Annotated in this window: 27 protein-coding genes and 2 pseudogenes; 22 read left to right on the plus strand and 7 right to left on the minus strand. The window is 49.2% G+C overall.

From position 1 onward, the window contains the following. The first annotated feature begins 85 nt into the window (after positions 1–85). The 7 genes and pseudogenes from PAE68_RS07415 to cotJC all read left to right on the plus strand — a co-directional run. Positions 86–1195, plus strand: a complete 1110-nt coding sequence (locus PAE68_RS07415; protein WP_309299315.1) for an HD-GYP domain-containing protein — start codon at positions 86–88, stop codon at positions 1193–1195. A gap of 165 nt (positions 1196–1360) precedes the next feature. Beyond that, on the plus strand, positions 1361–2494 hold the full coding sequence (yfkAB, locus tag PAE68_RS07420) for a radical SAM/CxCxxxxC motif protein YfkAB (RefSeq protein ID WP_281885591.1): 1134 nt from the start codon (positions 1361–1363) through the stop codon (positions 2492–2494). Positions 2495–2581: 87 nt separating this feature from the next. Further along, positions 2582–3631, plus strand: a complete 1050-nt coding sequence (gene ytvI / locus PAE68_RS07425; RefSeq protein WP_281885593.1) for a sporulation integral membrane protein YtvI — start codon at positions 2582–2584, stop codon at positions 3629–3631. A gap of 124 nt (positions 3632–3755) precedes the next feature. Further along, positions 3756–4565 carry a YitT family protein gene (locus PAE68_RS07430; RefSeq protein WP_397379419.1) on the plus strand — a complete coding sequence of 270 codons (810 nt, stop codon included), beginning with the start codon at positions 3756–3758 and terminating at the stop codon, positions 4563–4565. A 166-nt stretch (positions 4566–4731) separates the two neighbouring features. Further along, the gene (locus PAE68_RS07435; protein WP_281885597.1) at positions 4732–4935 is read left to right on the plus strand and encodes a spore coat associated protein CotJA; all 204 of its coding nucleotides are present in this window, start codon (positions 4732–4734) and stop codon (positions 4933–4935) included. Positions 4936–4954: 19 nt separating this feature from the next. Then, complete coding sequence (locus tag PAE68_RS07440; RefSeq protein ID WP_281885599.1) at positions 4955–5218, plus strand: spore coat protein CotJB; 264 nt, start codon at positions 4955–4957, stop codon at positions 5216–5218. A 45-nt stretch (positions 5219–5263) separates the two neighbouring features. Next, positions 5264–5464 (plus strand): annotated as a pseudogene (gene cotJC, locus PAE68_RS07445) (spore coat protein CotJC); the annotation flags it as partial. A gap of 111 nt (positions 5465–5575) precedes the next feature. On the opposite strand, the gene PAE68_RS07450 reads toward cotJC, so the two are convergent. The 5 genes from PAE68_RS07450 to PAE68_RS07470 form a co-directional block, all read right to left on the minus strand. Beyond that, complete coding sequence (locus PAE68_RS07450) at positions 5576–7150, minus strand: RNA-directed DNA polymerase (RefSeq protein ID WP_281885601.1); 1575 nt, start codon at positions 7148–7150, stop codon at positions 5576–5578. A gap of 54 nt (positions 7151–7204) precedes the next feature. Further along, positions 7205–8794: a recombinase family protein gene (locus PAE68_RS07455; RefSeq protein WP_281885603.1), complete on the minus strand. Its 1590-nt coding sequence runs from the start codon at positions 8792–8794 to the stop codon at positions 7205–7207. Between the two features lie 177 nt (positions 8795–8971). Continuing rightward, positions 8972–9061 carry a putative holin-like toxin gene (locus tag PAE68_RS07460; RefSeq protein WP_281885605.1) on the minus strand — a complete coding sequence of 30 codons (90 nt, stop codon included), beginning with the start codon at positions 9059–9061 and terminating at the stop codon, positions 8972–8974. A 157-nt stretch (positions 9062–9218) separates the two neighbouring features. Then, positions 9219–9638 (minus strand): ImmA/IrrE family metallo-endopeptidase, encoded by a 420-nt coding sequence (locus tag PAE68_RS07465; RefSeq protein WP_281890955.1) that lies wholly within the window; start codon positions 9636–9638, stop codon positions 9219–9221. 48 nt (positions 9639–9686) lie between these two features. After that, complete coding sequence (locus PAE68_RS07470; protein ID WP_281885607.1) at positions 9687–10418, minus strand: helix-turn-helix domain-containing protein; 732 nt, start codon at positions 10416–10418, stop codon at positions 9687–9689. 158 nt (positions 10419–10576) lie between these two features. On the opposite strand from PAE68_RS07470, the gene PAE68_RS07475 reads away from it, so the two are divergent. The 5 genes from PAE68_RS07475 to PAE68_RS07495 all read left to right on the plus strand — a co-directional run bounded on the left by PAE68_RS07475 (position 10577) and on the right by PAE68_RS07495 (position 12561). Then, positions 10577–10798 carry a helix-turn-helix transcriptional regulator gene (locus PAE68_RS07475; protein WP_281885609.1) on the plus strand — a complete coding sequence of 74 codons (222 nt, stop codon included), beginning with the start codon at positions 10577–10579 and terminating at the stop codon, positions 10796–10798. Between the two features lie 85 nt (positions 10799–10883). Beyond that, complete coding sequence (locus PAE68_RS07480) at positions 10884–11159, plus strand: hypothetical protein (protein WP_281885611.1); 276 nt, start codon at positions 10884–10886, stop codon at positions 11157–11159. 181 nt (positions 11160–11340) lie between these two features. Then, positions 11341–11574 carry a helix-turn-helix domain-containing protein gene (locus tag PAE68_RS07485; RefSeq protein ID WP_281890957.1) on the plus strand — a complete coding sequence of 78 codons (234 nt, stop codon included), beginning with the start codon at positions 11341–11343 and terminating at the stop codon, positions 11572–11574. Next, on the plus strand, positions 11571–11843 hold the full coding sequence (locus PAE68_RS07490) for a hypothetical protein (RefSeq protein WP_281885613.1): 273 nt from the start codon (positions 11571–11573) through the stop codon (positions 11841–11843). Before PAE68_RS07485 ends, PAE68_RS07490 begins: the two co-directional genes overlap by 4 nt. Beyond that, entirely contained in the window at positions 11836–12561 is a 726-nt protein-coding gene (locus tag PAE68_RS07495) for a hypothetical protein (protein WP_281885615.1), read from the plus strand. The genes PAE68_RS07490 and PAE68_RS07495 overlap by 8 nt, the downstream gene beginning before the upstream one ends. Positions 12562–12728: 167 nt before the next feature. On the opposite strand, the gene PAE68_RS07500 is transcribed toward PAE68_RS07495, so the two are convergent. Further along, entirely contained in the window at positions 12729–13391 is a 663-nt protein-coding gene (locus PAE68_RS07500; RefSeq protein ID WP_281885616.1) for a hypothetical protein, read from the minus strand. A 167-nt stretch (positions 13392–13558) separates the two neighbouring features. Here PAE68_RS07500 and PAE68_RS07505 point away from each other — a divergent pair, with 167 nt between their 5' ends. Next, the gene (locus PAE68_RS07505) at positions 13559–13753 is read left to right on the plus strand and encodes a hypothetical protein (protein ID WP_281885618.1); all 195 of its coding nucleotides are present in this window, start codon (positions 13559–13561) and stop codon (positions 13751–13753) included. Positions 13754–13849: 96 nt separating this feature from the next. Here PAE68_RS07505 and PAE68_RS22790 read toward each other — a convergent pair. Further along, positions 13850–14020: pseudogene (locus PAE68_RS22790) on the minus strand (helix-turn-helix domain-containing protein); the annotation flags it as partial. A 173-nt stretch (positions 14021–14193) separates the two neighbouring features. On the opposite strand from PAE68_RS22790, the gene PAE68_RS07510 reads away from it, so the two are divergent. The 9 genes from PAE68_RS07510 (at position 14194) to PAE68_RS07550 (ending at position 20474) form a co-directional block, all read left to right on the plus strand. Continuing rightward, entirely contained in the window at positions 14194–14568 is a 375-nt protein-coding gene (locus PAE68_RS07510) for a replication terminator protein (protein WP_281885620.1), read from the plus strand. Between the two features lie 35 nt (positions 14569–14603). Next, positions 14604–15311, plus strand: a complete 708-nt coding sequence (locus PAE68_RS07515) for a hypothetical protein (protein ID WP_281885622.1) — start codon at positions 14604–14606, stop codon at positions 15309–15311. A 59-nt stretch (positions 15312–15370) separates the two neighbouring features. Then, on the plus strand, positions 15371–15709 hold the full coding sequence (locus tag PAE68_RS07520; protein ID WP_281885624.1) for a hypothetical protein: 339 nt from the start codon (positions 15371–15373) through the stop codon (positions 15707–15709). Positions 15710–15721: 12 nt separating this feature from the next. Then, positions 15722–17287, plus strand: coding sequence for a PcfJ domain-containing protein (locus PAE68_RS07525; protein WP_281885626.1), 1566 nt, complete (start codon positions 15722–15724; stop codon positions 17285–17287). Then, entirely contained in the window at positions 17284–18288 is a 1005-nt protein-coding gene (locus PAE68_RS07530) for a DUF3102 domain-containing protein (protein WP_281885628.1), read from the plus strand. The genes PAE68_RS07525 and PAE68_RS07530 overlap by 4 nt, the downstream gene beginning before the upstream one ends. A gap of 327 nt (positions 18289–18615) precedes the next feature. Then, positions 18616–18999 carry a hypothetical protein gene (locus PAE68_RS07535; RefSeq protein ID WP_281885630.1) on the plus strand — a complete coding sequence of 128 codons (384 nt, stop codon included), beginning with the start codon at positions 18616–18618 and terminating at the stop codon, positions 18997–18999. Continuing rightward, positions 18992–19324 (plus strand): hypothetical protein, encoded by a 333-nt coding sequence (locus PAE68_RS07540; protein WP_281885632.1) that lies wholly within the window; start codon positions 18992–18994, stop codon positions 19322–19324. Before PAE68_RS07535 ends, PAE68_RS07540 begins: the two co-directional genes overlap by 8 nt. A 21-nt stretch (positions 19325–19345) precedes the next feature. Next, a complete protein-coding gene (locus PAE68_RS07545) occupies positions 19346–20128 on the plus strand; it encodes a DnaD domain protein (protein WP_281885634.1) in 783 nt (260 codons plus the stop codon). Further along, a complete protein-coding gene (locus PAE68_RS07550; RefSeq protein ID WP_281885636.1) occupies positions 20097–20474 on the plus strand; it encodes a hypothetical protein in 378 nt (125 codons plus the stop codon). Before PAE68_RS07545 ends, PAE68_RS07550 begins: the two co-directional genes overlap by 32 nt. The last annotated feature ends 2 nt before the right edge of the window (positions 20475–20476 follow it).

Consider the following 20476-nt stretch of genomic DNA (forward strand, 5'->3'; position numbering starts at 1 on the left):
TCGAAAATGCATTGCTACTTTACCGGAAATCGGATAGGCTGAAGGATGAAGACGATGAGACCGCATCATATTACAGAAGGAAGACGTGGTATCAGCTATGCGACTGCTGCCGATCAGCATGGTAGAGCCTGGGATGAGGCTCGGCAAAAGAATTTACAACTCGGAAGGCTTAATATTGCTAGGTGAGCACGTCGAGCTCACACAGAGCTTGCTGCAAAGACTGGAGCAGTACGGAATTCATCAGATTTATATAGAAGATCCGCGGACGAGCGATATTGTCATTCGAGATATGTTGTCTGACGAGACGCGCATTCGCGCCATTACCGAGATTCGTGATACGTTCCGCAAGCTGTCTGAGACCGATATTCGGAGGAAGGCTGTCGGGCAGCTGCAGGTGGGCAAATCGTTCCGAGGCTTGATGGACACAATCATGCAGGAGCTAAGCACCCATAAGGACGCGATGATTATGCTCTCCGCGATCCATGCAACAGATGAATACTTATTTCATCATTCGCTTAACGTGTGCATCTACTCCGTGATGCTCGGCATGGCCGACAGCTATACCCGGGAGGAGCTGATGACGCTAGGTCTTGGCTCGCTGCTGCACGATATCGGCAAGATCCATGTACCGCTCACTGTTCTGAACAAGACGGAGCCGCTGAGCGATGAGGAATTTTCACTGATTCAGCAGCATACGGTGTACGGCTTCCAGTACTTGAAGGATGAACCGAATATCCCTCTGCTCTCGGCACATTGCGCGCTACAGCATCATGAGCGTCTGGACGGTAGCGGCTACCCGCGAGGCTTGAAGGGTAATGACATTCATGAGCTGGCCAAGGTGATCGGAATCGTCGACTCCTACGATGCGATGACGACGAACCGTGTATACCGCAGAGCGATGCTGCCGCATCAGGCGATGGAGAGGCTGTTTGGCGGCTGTGGGACGCTGTACGACAAGGAGAAGCTGGAGCTGTTCCGGGACAAAATTGCAATTTATCCAATCGGCATTACAGTTACGCTGAGTACTGGCGAGAAGGGCGTCGTCGTTGATTTGAATACGAAGGTGCCGCACCGCCCGATCGTTCGCATTCTTGAGGATGAGGCCGGACAGCAGTTGGATGGCTCGAAGGAGATGGATTTGTCCAAGGTGCTAAACGTTATCATCACCGACATTAACGATGTGCCGGTTGGATGAACCGGCTTTCGTCTGGAGCGATGGCTGCTGTCCTATCCAGGGGGCGGCCTATTGGCATTTTGTTTTCTTTTTGTGCGTGTTGCGATACAATGGAGAATAGATTTTATTAGATACCAACTATCCTAAGACTTCCTATCCTAACAAGAATAAGGTGTGCCGAATATTATGTCTGATTCCTTACCGAACAACCTCTCCGTATGGCGCAAGCTATCTCCGGCCTACGATCCGTGGGATCCGTTGCCCGTCTATCAGCAGTACGGGGAGCACCGATTGACCAGCGTCGAGCTGACCGTGACGAACCTGTGTAACATGCGCTGTGAGCATTGCGCTGTCGGAGAGACGCTGACCTTGACCGAAGGCAAGCGTATACCGCTAGCTGACCTCCTAAGGCGACTTGATGAGGTAGAGCAGCTGGAGACGATCAGCATCACGGGAGGAGAGCCGAGCTTCCATGAGCAGACGGTGGGCGAATATATCGTTCCGTTGCTTCGATATGCGCGTGAGCGCGGTGTCCGCTCCCAGATTAATTCCAATCTTACGCTAGATCTTTCACGCTATGAGCTGCTTGCTCCTTATCTGGATGTGATGCATATATCGTTTAATTATTTGAATGCAGACGATTTCTATGAGGTGGGCTTCGTTCGCTCGGAGCGCCGTACACCGAGAGAAGCCGCCAATAAGCTGTACGAGCGTATGGTCGACAATACTAGAGCGCTTACGAAGGGCGGCATGCTCGTATCGGCCGAGTCGATGATCAATTATCGGACGCACGAGAAGCTGGTCGGCATTCATCAGCTGATCGCTGAGATGGGCTGTCAGCGGCATGAGGTGCATCCGATGTACCCGAGCGCGTTCGCTTCGAATCTTCCGGTTCTTTCATTAGATCAGACGCGTGACGCCATTAACCAGCTTCTGGACGGCAGAAGACGCGACCTGTGGATGCTGTTCGGAACGTTGCCGTTCTATGCCTGCAGCTCCTCCGAGGCGGATCGAGCAATCGTCGAGCGTCTGCGTCGTGAGCCTTGCGTAACGGTACGCAATGATCCTGACGGACGCAATAGGCTCAATGTCAATGTGTTCACCGGGGACGTGTACGTTACAGACTTCTCAGACGTTCCGCCGCTCGGTAATGCGCTCCATGACCGTCTCGATCAAGTATTCGCCCGCTGGAAGCAGCATCCGTTGTATAGCTCTGTCAGCTGCTATTGCGCGGCGGCAGCCTGCTGCGGTCCGAATCTGCTTGTGGCTGATACGTATTATCGGGATGTCGATTTTACGAAGCGTCAAGCGATCGTTTAACGTAGGGCGCATTGGCGGGTAAGGAACAGCATCAATCGATTATGTGAACGAACGATCTATTCGATTATCGAGGAGGAGCTTTCGGCAATGTCGTTACGTACCTTAGTGTTCTGCCTGCTAGTTGCTCTTCTGATCTACGCCTCATTTACGCTCGGCTTCCCGTTCATGCTGGCGATGCTGATTGCGATTTTGCTTGAGCCAGTCGTGCTAATGCTTAACAAGTACCTGAGACTCCCCCGCATCGGGGCAAGTCTGATTGTTTGTACTCTATTCGTTGGCGGCCTGCTCGGCTTCCTCTATGTGGTCGTGTTCAAGGTAGTGAACGAGCTTGTGTCGTTTTTGAAAAACGCGCCCTCGTACTTAAACGAGGTTACCGACTTCATTGAAGAAGCAACGATCCAGACGCAGTTCTTCTTCGATACGCTTCCTCCAGCGATGGCACTGGATGCCCAGAGATGGCTTGAGAACGGTCTGCAAGGCTTGACCGAGAACGTCAACAGCATCATCAGCGCGGCGACCGGCTACTTGATTGGTATTGCCAAGGCGATCCCGAATATGTTCATCTTCTTCATCGTCTTCGTGATCGCGCTGTACTTAATTTCCTTCAGCTTGCCTAAGCTGCACCAATCGTTCCTGAGTATGTTCGAAAGCTCCTCGAGGTCGAAGGTTAATGAGGTGCTGACCGATTTGCGGCGTGCGATTATCGGCTTCATCTTCGCACAAGGCTTGATCAGCCTCCTGACCTACATCGTGACGCTGATTGGCTTACTCATCTTGAAGGTAGACTATCCGATGGCAATCGCTCTCTTGATTATCGCCGTCGATATTTTACCGATTCTCGGGACGAGCGCCGTGCTGCTGCCTTGGGCAGGGTATAGCTTATTCGTGGGCAACGTGCATCTGGCCGTCGGGCTCGTCATCTTGTACCTGGTCATCCTCGTATTCCGCAGAATCGTCGAGCCGAAGATTATCGGTGAAGCCGTTGGCATCAATGCGCTTGCCGCGCTTGTCAGTATGTATGTGGGCTTTCAGGCGCTCGGTGTGCTCGGCTTGTTCCTTGGACCGATCATGGTCATTATATTCGAGGCGCTGCGACGGGTTGGTATATTAAAAATAAACATTAAACTAGGCTCCTAGGCTCCATATAGCCTAGCCTAGTTGTATGTGAGCAGAAGGGGGAATGCATGTGCAGAACGGAGTGGCGAACACGAAGCAGCATACGAAGATCGCACCTGCCAAGCTAATAAGGCGAGCCGTGCTGATGCTAATCGGAGCTGCTCTAGTGTCAGTCGGACTTGAAATATTTCTCATTCCTAATAACATTATCGACGGAGGCATCGTCGGCATCTCGATTATTACGTCTCACCTGTCTGGGATACCTATTGGGGTATTCCTGATGCTCTTCAATCTTCCGTTCTTATTCATCGGTTATAAGCAAATCGGTAAAACATTCGCGTTCTCCACTTTATTTGCCGTTACGATGATGTCGATTGGCACGACGCTGCTCCATCCGGTCAAACCGTTCACGGTAGATCCGCTGCTCGCCGCTGTGTTCGGGGGCATCATTCTTGGGGTTGGCGTCGGTATGGTGATCCGATCCGGAGGCTCGCTGGACGGTACGGAAATTATGGCGATATTGTTCAGCAAAAAAACCCCGTTCTCGGTTGGCGAAATTGTCATGTTCTTCAACCTCTTCATCTTGACCAGCGCAGGCTTCGTGTTCGGCTGGGATCACGCTATGTATTCGCTTATTGCCTATTACATCGCCTTCAAGATGATCGACATCACGATCGAGGGCTTCGACGAATCGAAGGCGGTCTGGATTATCAGTGACAACAGCCGGGAAATCGGCGACGCCATCCTCCACCGTCTCGGACGCGGTGTCACGTATTTGCAAGGAGAAGGCGCCTTCAGCGGCGGTAACAAGCTCGTCATTTTCTGCGTCATTAACAGACTGGAGGAGGCGAAGCTGAAGTCCATCGTGGAGGAGAAGGATCAGGCCGCGTTCCTTGCCGTCGGCAACATTCATGATGTGAAGGGCGGACGCTTCAAGAAGAAGGATATTCATTAACGTTATGCGTCTTCCCTAGGGCTGTCTTGTAGACCGGATCTCCGGCTGCGGGGCAGCTTTTTTTTACTGATGGAAGGGGAGGTGGCTTGAATTCGAATTCGTAAGCATAACAGGCTACACAGCTCTGTATACATAAATGTAGTCATTCGTAAAGGAGGTCCGGTGTATGGAGCAAACGAAAGCTTGGTACCCGTATGTCAGTCCGTTCGATCCGTGTCCGCCTGTAACCGTAAAAACATACTCTACGCCGATTAACCTGTACATTCCGTTCCAGCCGCCTGGTCTGCCGCAATTCTCGCCGATGGAGGCGCTGAAGTGCGGTACGCTGTGGCCTGCGCTCTACAGCCCTTACGAGCCGCGTCAATATTGAGTTACGAGGAGGGGACGATATGCATCACAAGCTTCCTGACCATTATTATACGATGCTGCATGAGCTGCAGGCTGTCGATTTCGTGCTGCTGGAGCTCAATCTGTATTTAGACACGCATCCGCACGATACGCAGGCGATTCAGCAATACAACCAATGCGCGCAGCAGCGCAAGGCGCTGGCCTACCAGTTCGAGCTGGAGTTCGGACCGCTGCAAAATTACGGCCAAAGCTACACGAAGCAGCCGTGGCAATGGAACGATACCCCTTGGCCTTGGCAAGTATAAGCCATTCCCCGAGCAAGCACGAGGTACGAGGAGAGGAGAATCGGTATGTGGGTATATGAGAAGAAGCTGCAGTATCCGGTCAAGGTAAGCAAGTGCGACCCTCGCATGGCTAAGCTGCTCATGGAGCAGTACGGCGGAGCAGATGGCGAGCTCGCGGCCGCGCTTCGTTACCTGAACCAGCGCTATACGATTCCGGATAAGGTGATCGGACTGCTTACAGATATTGGGACGGAGGAATTTGCGCACTATGGGTGTAGGTGATGAAAAAGCCTGTAGTGGCGCGGGTTTGGAGAGGAGGGGCTTGTGTGGAGAGGGTGAAATGAGAAGCTGCCGAGGGGTTCGGCAGCTTCTCTTAATTTATTTTGTTTCTAGTCCAATATTTTTTTTAGACAGTGACCACTCTAAAACTGTTTCTTCCGATAAGCTTAAAGTGTGGGTATTTTTCAGATGCCTCAAATAATGATTTTTTTCGTCTTCTGGTAATATCGAGCATGCTATTAGCAATGCTCTTCTACTCCATGGATCTAAAGTAGAGAAAAGTTCCTTCAACTCTCTAATCCAAGTAGAGGCATTAGCTTCATAAGCAGCAAGGATTATTTTTCTTTTAACTTCTGAAGATGATGAACTAAATTGCGATAGTAGTTTATTAAGATGGTTCAGTTTTGAGTTGCTTGCAAATAGATTTAATACAGCAATATAGAAGTATTCATTAATTTCAAATAACTCATCATCAAGTATATTTACAATATGATCACCCAATAAAAGGAAATCATCGTGAAAATTTCTACTTGCAGATATAAGATAATGACAAACATCACTAATAGCTGGGATTAGCTGTTGTATGTTTAATACTGTAAACATAATGCCATCTGGGGCTCCAAGCTGACCAAGTCTTCTATAAAGCCATCTAATTTTCTTATAGTCCGGTTCATCTATATCTAGATAGCCCGTAATAAGGTATCGAATGTTTTCTTCAGAAAATAATTCTTGTTCTTCTTCTGTCAATTGATAGAAGTTTGTTCCTTGATACGGTCCGGTAGTATATTTTTTTAATACTCTGATCATTTCATCTTCTTGTTCGTTTTGTGAGTTGTCGTCTAAATTTTTCTGACAAACATCAAAGAACTCTTCCGAAGTGAAAATTTTTGTTTTCTGATTTTGAAGGACAAGCCTCTGTTGTTTATCTAAAATATCTGCCATTTGATAAACTGTCTTATATGCATCTTTTTCAGTATCAACGAAAACGAATATGTCATCAGCATACCTACAAAAATCAAGACCTCTTATAGATAGACTATCATCAATTGGTATTAACGTCATCTCAGCAAGTAGATGGGAGGAGTGGGGACCAATTGGTAGACCTCTAGAGACAGTCTTGGTAATATCCTCAAGCAGTCTCATAATAAATTTTATTATTTGATTATTAAATTTTGATTCAGCTAGTTGGTTTTCGACTGTATGATGGTAGATTTGATTATAAAAATCTGAAATGTCCATTTGAACAACGAATTTTTTACGTTTACTCTTTTCAAGACAGGATTCCCAGAACTGTTTCCACGAGTTTTCATTGCTGTAAAAGATACCGTTCTTCAAAGGATTAAATCGATAGCTAAAAACACTTTTCTCACTAACTGGTCGTCTGCGCTTTTCTATTAATTCACCATACTCATAGAGAATTGCAGCTAGGAGCAAACTATCGAGAGGGTCGAGTTGAGTTGCTATCCTATAGGATAATTCAGTTTTTGGTATTACAAATCTTCTTGAAGGGCTGATTTTATGCTGAGAGATATCATAATCTTTTAACTTCTTTATAAGCTTTTCTTGATGTTCGCTAAAAACAGTAATTTCTTTAGGACTTGGGAATAAGTCTGTATCTTTCTCGACTTCTAAGTGTTTAATAGCCCATGTAATAGATTGTTCCTTTAATTTCATGATTCACCTCGCAGTTATAGTAATTATAATAATATTCTATATTGTTTATTTTTTCTATATCCTCGGAAACACTTCTAGCTCAAACTGATCCGCGGCGCCACTCCAGCGGCCGCCGGTCTCCTTGCGGTATTTCACCAGTCGGACAACCTCCTTGAGCAGTGCGTTCTTCTCGCCGGGGGAGCCGGCCAGCGGATAATCGTCCAGCACGCGCTCAACCTTCGGGATCGTATCGAACTTAGCTGACGTGCGGTGACGTTCTTCCTCGAGCTCTTTCTCGGTTTCCTCTAGTGATGACTTGATCGATTTCAGCCGTTCGGTATGCCGGGTCGATCGTTCCATGAAGACTTCAAGGGTATAGATCTTCTTCTCGAGCAAGTCATGCACCTGAGCGAGCTGTTCATTCACTTCCTCGAGCTGCTTCTTGAGCTCCTTTCGTACTTTCTCCAGAGCTTTGATTTTCGCCTCTGCTTGCGTGTCGGTGCTCGGGTCCTCTTGTCGGTCGTTCAGCTCGTTCCGAAGGCCCTGCAGCCAATCCTGAAGAGCGATGAGCAGTCTCTGCTCCACCAGGTGGACGTATGAGCTGACATTGCTGCAGCTGGTCTCGGGGCAGATCAGGCTATCGGGTATCTTGCTATTGTAAGGTCTTTGCAACATTGGACCGCCGCACATTCCGCATCGGACGAGTCCGGCCAATGGATTAGCGATCTTGTTCCTCGACACTGGCGCATGGCTATTGCTCTTCATGACCTCCTGAGCCCGTGCGAAGGTCACCTCATCAATCAGGGGAGGGTGGATGCCTTGCGCCTCGATCCATTGATCTCGCGGCTTCCTCGGGCGGCTCTTGGAGTCCTTCTTCTTCACAAGGGGACGTGATCCCCAGCGCACTTTACCGATGTATACCGTATTGCGAAGGATGCCGTTGATTGTGGCCACTGTCCATCGCGTCTGCCTTGCTGTAGGCACCTTCAGCTCTTCGTTCAAGTAGCGTGCCAGCTTGGCGGTGCCCATCCACTTGTCCGGATCTGGATCGGTATAGATGGCAAAGATGAGCTGCACGATAGGCGCCTGCTCCGGATGTGGCTCCAGCGTGAAGCCCTTGCCAGGTAGCTTCACTCGATTGTAGCCGTAGGGGGCTTGATTGCCGACGTACTTGCCTTGATTGACGGACATGACACGACCCGTCTGCATTCGCCGTGTGGTGGTCTTGAATTCACGCCGTGACATGAACAGGTTGAACTCGAAATATTCTTCATCATTCGGGTCGTTCGGATCGTACGTCCGCATCGGTGTGATGATCAGGGTGTTGGAGTACTTGAAGGTTTGGGCTACGATACCTTGGTCCATCGTGTCGCCGCGCGCCAGTCGCTCGACTTCAACAGCGAGAATACCATCCCACTTCTCAGCCTCTACGTCCGTAAGCAGCCGCAGCATCTCTGGACGCTCCGATATCCGTTCGCCCGATGTGCCGGCCTTCTCCTTATAGATCTCTCGGATCTGGATGCCAAGCTTCGCTGCAAGATCGAACAGTATTCGTTCATGCTTCGTGTAGGTGTCTTCTTCTCCGTTGGATTCCGCTTCGAGGTCCACTCGAGATTTCCTCATGTACACCGCATACTGAGCGTTCTTATCAAGAGCCTTATACATTGGGATCACCTCGCGACAGGATGGTTATTGCACGTATAATTTGGGAGAGATATAATAAGAATTATAAAGACCGCAGATGTTGGTAGCATCTACGGCCTGCACAATTGCCGCTATTAAGGGCGGTGGCTTGAGTTTTGGTGGTTGAGAAATAGACCGCGCACCTTCTCACAGGGCGGTCTATTTCTTATTCATGTAGGTAAGCAGTGCAAGTATGAACATTCCGAACAGGAACATTAGCTGCAGTGCTTGAAATACCTCCACAGGCATCACCTCCCATCTTGGGAGCTTAGCCGACCGCCCTTAAGCCGATTCAATTGTACAGGCTAGATTATAGCATATTTGGAAGGTGCGTACAGAGAATCTTCAAGGTTCTGTATAAAACAATAGGCCGCTTTCTCTTAGGAGGAGCGGTCTATTTCGACAACTATAAGTTGGATTGGTAGTATCTCGTCATCTCGCGAGGTATGCCATTTCTTGCAAAGTAGTTCTCTACCGATTCATGGCATTCTATGGTGCCTGACTGATGCAACAATAGATTCACAGCAAACTGATTAGCTTCCCTCTCGTATCGCCCCGGATTAAAGAACGTTGCCTCCTCGAGGAAGAAACGGCTCATACCCTTGTGCAGTCGGTCATGACCAAGCTCATGTGCACAGACGAACCGCTGCCATTCATCACTCAATGCATTGTTAATGGCTATGTATCGCCTGCGGAGTGTACGCAGATAGTAGCCGCGGCATTCCCCAAGATCACCGTACCAGACTTGAATGTTCAGTGCGCGAGCAAGTTCAAAGGGGCAATTCGTTTTATACTTTCTAGCGAGCTTTGCAATGATACGGGCGATATCCAATGCTACCCCTCCGACAATATATTTCTGTCCACATCCACATCCTTATTGATTGTCTTTGTCTTTCTTACGCTTGTTCTTTGCTTTAGCATCCCAGAACATGCCCTCCATGAATGCCAATACCTTATCCTTGCTCTCCTGATCCATTGGGACACCGTCGAACATGACCTCTTGTTGTTCTAAGAACTTCTTGAAGTCGCGCTTATCTTTGGGAGAAGCGTGTTCAGGAATGATTGGTCGATCTGGTGTGTTAGTTCGGCCAAGTAAATAATCTGTTGAAACATCAAACAGATCAGCAATTTTTCGTAAGGTTTCTTCACGTGGTACTCGGTTTTTATCCTCTGACTCATAACCGGCTATGGTTGGACGGGAGAGCCCGAGCTTGTCTGCTACCTGGTCTTGCGTCCAATTCGCGGCTTCTCTAAGCTGCTTAAATCGTTGTTGGAAAGAGCTCATATGTATATTAGTACTGGAATGTTTGAGTGACACATGTTCAGGAATATCTGTTGATGGACGTCCATTTGTTCTGGAGTCGTTGTTATTATTGTCAGATTCATCAAGACTTACAGGACGACTCGGAACTTCAGTCCGGCCTAGTATGTAATCAATATCAACTTCGAAGAAATCAGCAAATTTACTTAGTAAATCAATGTCAGGCTTTCTTGCTTCATTCTCATATCCAGATATTGTTGATTCAGCAAGGTTGAATTTTTTTCCGAATTCTTTCATGGTGAGATTTGATTTCTGTCGTAGTTCCCGAATTCTTTGCCCGAACATTGTTCTTATACACCGCCTTTTAATCTAAATTATACTTTGCACTTTGCAAAATGTGAATTTTTTTCTATTGACTTCGCAAAATGCATTGACAACTTCGCGTTATGCAATGTAAAATGTCAACATACAACGCGATTTGAGAAGTTGAGGGGTGAGTATATTTGAATAGAGTGAAGTTGGCTAGGTATGAGTCAGGATTATCAATAGAGGAGGCTGCTAGGTTATTGAATATTTCAGCTGGATACCTTTCTCAAATTGAGAATGGTCATCGACATGTTAGCTCAGAGCGGGCAAATGCTATTGCTCTGGTATATGGAAAAGCAAAAGAAGATATTTTTTTGCCAACGCGCTACGCAATTCGCGAAGTTGATTTGAAAATTTAGCATGCAAGCGAGCACAGGAGGTGAAAAAACAATGCCCGTCCCATCCAGTATCGAGCATATACATACCCATAGGAGGTCGATGTCCATGGGTCAGCAAGAATACGAAGGCAAGATCGTAGCAACGTACAAGTACGGCAACTCGCTATGCCACGTGAATGACAAGTATATCGCCAAGACGCCTGAAGAACGGGAGAAGGTACTGAGCAGCTACTACCGCACTGCCTGGAGCATCTGGAAGCGCCGCATGGCGGAGTCGGAGGTCGTCCGTGCCTTCCATCAAGCGAAGACGGAGGCCGAGCGTGACGAGCTGCTCCCATTGCTGGAGGCAGAGGGCTTCATGGTCGTGCCGCGCACAAGCTGAACTTATGCCATCTCATCCTTAGGATCATCAGATAAAAAAACAGCTCGCACCGATCCGGCCGCGAGCCTTACAGAATGGGACAAGCCGTATAAGCACAATTTCATCATAGTATGAGACGGTCCGCTTGTCAGTTCCAATATAGAACGAGAGGGAAGGTGATACCTTGAAGCTCGGCGCGATTATGCAAGCCTGCCGAGAACGAGCCAGATTAACTCAAGAACAGCTCGCTGAGAAGTTATATCGATCTCGAAGCTGTATCAGCAAGTACGAGAACGATCAGAAGGAACCGACGATGACGACGATGCTCAAGTGGGCAGAGGCAACAGGATCGAAGGATGTACTCATGGCTCTATGTAACGGCGTGGACGTAATGACGATTATGCAAAGCATTTTACAGGTAGGAGGGATCACGTGAATACAATACATACGAAGGTGGAGGCGTATCAGCGGCTTGCTGGACTGCATGGTATCAGGGAGCAGATGCTCCAACAGCCGGAAGGATATGTTGCAGGTGCGTACGATTGGGTCTGTAACGATATTGCGGAGCTGGAAGCTCTACTCTTCCGACAAAACGAAAAAGCCGCCGGCCAGGGCGACTTGATCATTATTGCATTGGAAAACCATCTTAGCCCAAGTATAACGCTAAAGCAGCAGCTTGACAAGGAGGTGCGCGCCGGTGCGTGAGACCTTGCGAGAGCTCCTCGAGCGATTGTGCCAACCGCACAGCCAGTGGCAGCCGCCAGATGTGACTCCAGCTCTGCTGGACGAATGTGACGATTGGTGGATCGTGCGTATAGCGGACGCGTTGCTCGTATACCGAAGCCGTGACGTCGATCGGGATGGGAACATAGGTGAAGGTGCTGAGCCTGTTGCTCGGATATACAGCAAGGCGCGAGCCGATCGGAGGAGTCTCAGGACGTGTGTGCTGCATGACTCGAGTGAGAAGACGATCATTCACAACGGTCACGCATACATCGTGACCCATGAGTTTACTGAGCAGCACGTATGGGCGTACCGCGAATTGGAGCATGGCTTCATCGAGCTGTACCGCTGTGTCAACGGCGCTGTGCATACCGAGATTGTCGTCGTTTCGATATTGCAGCACGTGTTTGCCGTGCGCGAAGGCGTTCAGCAGCAGCTACGAGACGAGCGACAGCGGTATGTGACCGATCGGCACTCATTGACCGAGGACGAGGCTACGGCTGAGCTGCATCTCGATGGACAATCGCTCGAACTGCTGGCGATGGCGGCTGAGCAGATGTGCCGCGGGCAGGACTACCGTTCGCGGCAGTACGGGATTCTGGCTAGGAAGCTGCGGGACTGCAAGCGTAGCTTCCATGCGTACCATGCAAGCCGATTCTCCGATCGATTCGGCTTGCATGGACAAGCTTTGAATTCGTAGTGCCATGTTAATTGAGTTCACCAAGATGATATCAGTGCGAACAGCCTATGAAGGACGCAGGAGCTTGGAATGCAGAGTGGGGGAGTCACTGGTGTGGTGCGGTCAGCTACTCGTAAGAGTCAGTCTGACCGCAACGAGAGGTTTAATAATTCGAGAGGAGGATGTTCTCATCTAAACAAGATTTGTCTGATTTGTTTATCGAACAAGGGAACGTCAAAGCTATGCAGATCTTTTAAATGATAGTTGATTAAATCAGTCAATTCGTCTAATAAGTCTGTCCGTTTAGCCTTTTTTAGAAGCTTGAGTAACATGTCATGAATATATTCATGTGATTGCATAGTCTGAATTTTATCCAAGCAAAACTGAGCATTATTGTTGAAATGTTCGCATAACTGAATAGATTCACCTTCTTCACTATAGAAATAGTCCATATTTTTCATGTTTTCAGCTGCGGATTGATATAGACTGAGCATCTCAAAAAAATAAGAAAATACACCGTCAGGAATGGCTTCCAAAAAACGTTTCTCACGCTGAAACATAAGTCGCCGTTTATCCACAATAACTGAAATCGAGAGAGGTTCAGTAAATCTTGAAGTTAGCCTATTTATTTCTTCCAGTGCTTCAACAAATTTACCTGCTTGCTGCAGATAGAGAGGAAGTCGGAGTAGTTCTGTGACTCCGTACCCTCCGTGCTCCAACATCTTAGCATGTAGTATTCGTAGCGGTTCGATGGCAGCGCTGTAGCCACCTTGTTGCTTGGCTAACTGTACATGATCTCTAAGCTCATAAATCTCTCTATCAAGTGGGCTCCAATTCATCGGTATAGTCATGCTCTCATCCTTTCGCACTAGTATTGAACTGTATGTACGGCTATGAAGTTCGACATATTAGGGAGAATATCCTGCATTTGGAAGGTGGGGGTGAGGCTATAGGTGGTCAGTATGAATTTCGTAGTGACTGATGTCTGACTATTCATATGGCAGGAAGGGAGGTGAAGATGGTGGATGAACAAAGGGTTCGGGAGATCGTACGGGAGGAATTGGCTGAACTGTTACGAGCAGATCAGCCAGCTGTCATGATAAAACTGGCACCAACAGTTGTTATTGATGCCAGTGAATTTACTGAAAGGCTTACGAATCAACTAACGCTTTCTAAAATGCCGAAAAACCATGGGGTTAGATTTCTTCTGTAATGAACCCGATGCGATGGGCTGGCTTGCTGTGAACGAGGTGGAGGCTAGCGTTGTATAGGTCGTATCAAGGCAGAGCCCTCCGGGCCATAGTTTATGTTAGGTTCTGCCTAGCAGGTAATCACTTGGGACATCAAGTACGTCTGCTAGACGATTTAAGTTATCGAATCTCGGTTTGACTTTCCCATCCAGCCAACGTTTGACTGTGACAGGTGAGACGTTAGCGATCATCGACAATGACATTGGGTCTAAGTTGCGACTTTCCATAGCGGATGCGAGCCGCTGGGAAAATTCAGATTTGAAAAAAAAGAAGAAGAAGACGCATCACACTCCTTTCCGCCCGGAGGGTTCTGCCTTGATACGACACCAACTAAATTCTGGCGCTGTAGCTCAGGAGCTACATTCACCGCTTAGCAGAGGACATGTGAAAGGAGGTGAACCCTATGTCCAATATGATTTTGTCCATCAACGACATTGCAGGCGGCGGCTTGGCCGAGAAGCTGAACATCGAGCTGCGCAAGGTCGCAGAGAACGTCCTTGATCCGAATACGAAGGCGAGCGCCTCAAGGACGGTCACGCTGTCTATCAAGATCACGCCGAATGAGACGCGTCAGATGGCATCCGCAGAGATTAATGTCAAGTCGAGCCTCGCCCCATCCAAGGGCATTCCGACGTCGTTCGTGTTCGACTTCGATCGTGAAGGGAAAGCCGTGATGAAGGAGTTGCTGACACGAGATCCCAATCAGCTCATCGTGAATAACGATGGAGACGTGGCAGACGCGACAGGCGGCAAGGTAGTGAACGGGAACTTCCGCTAGACCCACCAATCATGAAGTGAAGGAGCAATCATCCGATGATCAAAGAAGCGCTGCAGTATATTATCATGAACTTTACTTCCGAGACGAAGAATATCGAGGGCCAGATCTACTCCACCCAGCCGTTACACGCGGTCCGACAGGCGACGCCAGAACCGCTTCAGGTACGGAACCTATCTGGACTTGTGGACTACATCATCCATAACTACGACGAGCAGCCTGCTGTTCTCATCCAAGTATCCAGCCCTACCGAAGTCAATGTGTACAGCACCTTCAACCGCGACATGATCCGCAACCATCTGCTGAAGGCATCGGCGCTGCTTCCGAGCATTCCGTTCGAACGATTCCTGGATCTGGAGCACTTCAATATTCTCCTACAGAGCTGCTTCGTCCCTAATGAGCATCGCCAGACCTTGCTGGCCATTGTCGGCAATGTGAAGGACGAGCATGTCACGACCTTCGGAGACGACGGAATCGCACAGCAGGTGACGGCCAAGACGGGGGTAGCTACAGTCGCGCCGGTAGTCGTGCCGAATCCGGTGTTCCTGAAGCCGTTCCGAACGTTCGTCGAGATCGTACAGCCTGAGAGTCAATTCGTCTTCCGCATGCAGAAGGGACCGACAGCGGCACTGTTCGAAGCGGACGGTGGAGCGTGGAAGCTAACTGCGATTGACTCCATTCGTGCGTACTTGAGCGATAGGCTGCAGGATCAGATCAAGGGCGGCCGAGTCACGATCATCGCGTAATTATAGCTGTGCAGGGCGGCGGACGTGCGTCGCCCTTGCCAGGAAGGAGGAGACAGGAAATGTTGAAGGAAGCACTGAATAAGCTGCAAGCCGAAGTAACCGCAAAGCCAAAGGATAAGTATGTAGCAGTGGTTGCCGCTTTCCTAATGAATCATGTACGGAGCAATCCGCAGCATGCGGAGCTCATACTGGCCCAAGGCAAAAACATCGAGGGAAGTGTGTCTGCCATGAAAGAAGAGGCAAGGAAGCAACAACAGAACGGCGTTGGCGTGCTTACGGATGAAGAAGGTTTTGCCACGGTGCTGAAGTATTATGGCGTGGCCGTAGTGAGCCAAGCTGCATTCGCTCAATCAACTGCTCCTGCAACATTAAACGTGTCGCTAGATGATCTGTTCTAGGAGGATCGTGACATGAATCAAAGGGATATAGAACTGGAGGAATTTCTGGCTCACTTCGAATCAAAAATCAGTCAAGAGCTATGTGATTATGTGCGTGATGTTGTCCTCCTGAAAAGCAGATATGTATTCCTCACGCGGGAAAAAGGCTGCCAATACGGACACTGTACGCATTGCAAGGCAAAATACCGCACGAACCTTAATCACAATGATGATACTACATGTCCTAATTGCTCATCTGCTTGCATAGCAAAGAAGGCAGGTCTTGGGCGTAAGCATCTCTATGACGCATCATATGTCGTCGTATACGAAAAGAGCGTCGTGAACCCAGCTGCGATGGTTGCGAGAGGAATCACTGTCCAGAGGGATTACAGCGGAGACTACACGCAAGTAGTGACGAAATTCCATGCGGACTGCTTGTACCTTTTTGAGATGGGCAACAGCAAGATGTATCGCTCAAATTACCACAGCACAAGAGGGTACTATCCAGAGCGAACCGTTCATTCCGATTTTTATAAGACCAACTTTCATTCGACCATCGGATTTCACTCCTATTGCCCAGAGCAGTTTCTTCTTGAGGCAATAAAGGGGACACCTTATCAGTACAGTACGTGGGAGTCCTATCGCTGCGGAGACAATGTGAAGTTCTTTGATCTCTATTCCAAACATCCGTGCGTCGAGTATTTAACCAAGCTGAAAATGAATTACTTCGTCTTGGCGAAGCTTGACCGGGCATACACCTATGGAGCAATCAATTGGAATGGCAAAAGTATTGATAAAGTATTGAAGCTGGAAAAATCCCGAGTAAAAGAATTTTTGCGATTTGTAGAGCATCCGTCTGGCCATCCACTAACATTGCGACTATTTCAAATCAGCTGTAAAGAAAAATCTGAACTTACCCTGCATCAGCTGAATGATATGGCAGAACGATATGATGACTGCTTCGAAGCACTGAAAAAGGTATTAAAGTACACTGCCCTTCGACGTGCAGATGGATACATTCAAAAACAGCAGAGGGTCGAGAGGCAAGCGAAGCGACCGTGTGCTCCGAAGGATATTCTAGGCACTTGGTATGACTATATCGGAGATTGCATCCGCCTTGGTTTTGATCTTACGAACGACATGGTACTGTTCCCGTCAAATCTGCACCGCGCCCACCTCAACACGATCAAACAGGTCAAGGTAAAGGAGAACAAGGAGCTTGACGAAAAGATAAAGCAACGAAAGAAGAGATTGGATCAATACCATTTCGAACACAGCGGATATCTGATTCGGGCAGCTGCTGACACCGCCGAATTGATTATTGAGGGAAAAGTACTGCATCACTGTGTGGGTACGTATGCGGATCGTTATGCGAAGGGCGACTGTGACATTCTAGTTATCAGAAAAATCGAAGATCCGGACATACCATTCTTCACTATGCAGATTAGTGGCGGAAAGATAGTGCAGTGTCGAGGTCACAAGAACTGTGACACTACGAACGAAGTGAAGCAGTTTATCGACAAATTTCAGAAAGAGCGTCTGGAGAAGAAGCCGAAGCAACGACCAGATAAAAAGAAGCCCCAGGAGGTAGCTGTATGAGTAAAGCTTTGAAAGCAGCAGAGCCAGCAGGCATTATCGAAGAAAATCGGACACCGCAGCTGATCGCGGCAGAGATCCGCAGCATTGACTCCCAAACTCGGGAGTTCGTTCTTCGCAGCGCCATTGAGATCGGCCACCGGTTGACCGAAGCTAAGGAGCTCGTTGCTCACGGTGAATGGGGGTCCTGGTTAGAGAAGAACGTCTCATACAGCCAATCGACCGCCAATAACTTTATGCGGATCGCGACCGAATACGGGAAAACAAGTTCCCAGGTGCTCTCGAATTTGAGTTATACCAAAGCGGTCGCTCTTCTCGGCGTTCCTGCAGAAGAGCGGGAGGACTTTGCCGAAAAGCATGATGTGGAGAAGATGTCCTCTCGCGAGCTGCAGGCAGCGATCAAGGAGAAGCAGGAGCTTGAGCGTAAGCTGAAGGAGAGTCAGCAGCAGGCAGAGCAGGAACGTGTGGCCCGAGAGGCGCTTGCCGCATCCGTTGCGGAGATGGAAGCACAGCAGAAGGCTCATGACGAGCTGGTCCAGAAACTTAATGCAGATATTGAAGCAGCTAAGGCATCAAAGGACGATCAAGTAGCCCAGAAGGCCAAAGAGCAGCTGAAGAAAGCGAAGGACGAGCTCACCGAGAAGACCAAGCGGGTCAAGGAGCTCGAGGAGCAACTGAAGAATACTCCGATCGATGTACCGAAGATCGAGATTCCGAAGGAAACCCAGGAGGAGCTCGAGGCTCTTCGTAAGCGTGAGCAGGAGCTGGCGGCTATCACCCGGCAGAAGGAAGAAGAAGCGGCCAAACAGATCACAGAGATGAAGGAATTGCTGGAGAAGAACAACAATACGGCTGCCATTAAAGTGACGGTATGCTTCGAGAATTTGAAAACGAACTTTAACGACCTCCTCAAATCAATCAACGAGGTGAAGAACGAAGAGGAGAAGCAGAGGTTTAAGGCTGCCATTGGCAAGCTTTGCGACATGATCAAGGGAATGGTGTAATGTTTTTTTTCTTCTTCGGATCGGAGAGTTTTCGGCGAGGGCAGTTATGTGAATTCATCAATAATGACTCTCGTCACGTCGCCATGCCGAAGCTTTTCCCTGATCGGATCGGGAAGAGGGTTGTCGTTGATCGAGTATATCAAGACCAGCGAACGGTGTGGGTCTATGATGCCAAGCCAGCGCGGTGGAGATTGAATCAAAGAGGGAATCTAGTATGCGAGTACGATCCTCGCTGCGTTACATCACCAGTATCATTCGATGACTTGAAGGTAGTAAGTGACCACTACGAAGTGAAGAGAGAATATGTATAGATTGGAGTCGAAGAACATGCAAACGAGAGAGGAAGATCTGCTAGACGGCAAGCGGCTTGTACACTGGCTCCGCACCGAAGGCGCTTATGCCTCTCCGGAGGAGATCGTCAGACAAATACAGCAGGCGCGCTTCCATCCGTTCGGCATCCATGTCCGTTCAGATCGGAACGAGCGCTCGACCTTGAAGAAGGGCGACACGGTCGTCATGCATACATGCATGGAGGCGAGCAATCCGAAGTACGCGGGGCGACTCTGGACGTGCAAGTCGGACGCCTTCCGACCTAAGGGGCATAACTACTGCTCGATATTCCTCGAAGGCTACAGTGGGTGCTTTTCGACCGAATATCTGCAGCTGGTACAGCTTCCGCAGGCGGAAGGGAGCGCTGAGACCGATGCCTAACGCTAATGGTAGGTTTACGAAGGAAGAGGTTCAGGCCACGGGGCTACCGGTGTACATACCGCGCTCCAAGAGCTGGACGCATACGCCATACCCGTTCGCCGTGCTGATTAGCAAGACGAGGTGCGGCAAGTTCGGCGTACCCATTTTGCGTAATGGAGCAGAGCTTCCGTCGGCCTTCCTGTATCAAGCGAACGCAGGGGCTGGTACTGGTGATCTACTGCATCGGTACACTCCACTGTACGACCGAACGGATGTATTCGTGCGGGAGATTGGACTCGAGCAGCTGCTGGAGCGAGAGATCATGAGAGGCGAGTCGCCTCATTGACATAAGAAGAGGGTGAAGAGCTTGGACTACGTACGAGAGGTACACGCGTTTTATAACGAGCTAGAGATAAACCCACTTTCCTCATCCGCGATCGCGCTATGGCACGTGCTGCTGCATATGTCGACCCGATTCGGATCGAAAGGCAAGTTTTCCGTGCCCGTCGGAACGCTATCTCTTAAGAGTGGATTAAGCGACAGAAGCATCTCGAATGCAAGGAACGAGCTGAAGACGAAGGGCTATATCGATTTCACTTCACGAGGCGGTAGCAAGGCGGCGATGTACCAGCTGAGGCAATTGTCAGCATCTATTGCCGACAATTGTTCCGATAATGCTTCCGACTTTACTTCTGACAATAGTTCCGACTTCGGTTCCGGTAATGGTTCCGCTTTAAAAGATCTTAAAGATATTCATTCTTCTTCTGCTTCTTCTGCTGGCGCGTATGAATCGTTCTATGCTGCCCATACTCGAGTGTTCGGCTTCGAGTGCAATCCGTTCCAAACACAGAAGCTGGTGGCGTACATCGAGCAGGACGGGATGAGCGAGGACGTGGTGATTCGGGCGATTGAGCGTGCGGCTCTTGCAAGCAAGGGCTACAGGTTCAATCTCATTACGAAAATATTGGACGACTACTTCCGAGCAGGCGTAAGAACGCTAGGTGCTGCGAAGGCGCTGGACGAGTCGTTCGAGGCGGCGAAGGGAGCTTCTGCCTCTCAAGGAGCAGGTTATCGGCCATTCGATCTGCTGGATCAAGTCGTGGAGGAGGAACGTAAGCGTGGAGCTATCGGACATCTCGGAGTTGTTTAAGAGCATCAAGCGCATATATCCCTTGTTCGTCATACCGCGTGAGAATAGGAGCGAGGCTCGGGACATGCTGCATGCGTGGCATGAGTGCCTTGGATCTGTATCCGTCGAGGTCGCCAGAGAGAATCTGCGCAGGTATGCGCTAGATCCGGATAACAAGTATCCGCCTCATCCTGGAGCGCTGGCGAAGCCGCTGGATAAGCGGTCAGGAGCCGATCACTATCATGACCATATGCGTCAGTCGGGACTGGATACGCTGGCCGAGTACGACCGAATGCAAGAGCGGGCCGTCGGACCGACGCCGGAACAGAGGGAGAGGATCTTACGTGCGTTACACAAGTCAAGCTGAAT

Origin of the sequence: Paenibacillus sp. YYML68 (genome assembly GCF_027923405.1) — a bacterium.
GTDB lineage: Bacteria > Bacillota > Bacilli > Paenibacillales > NBRC-103111 > Paenibacillus_G.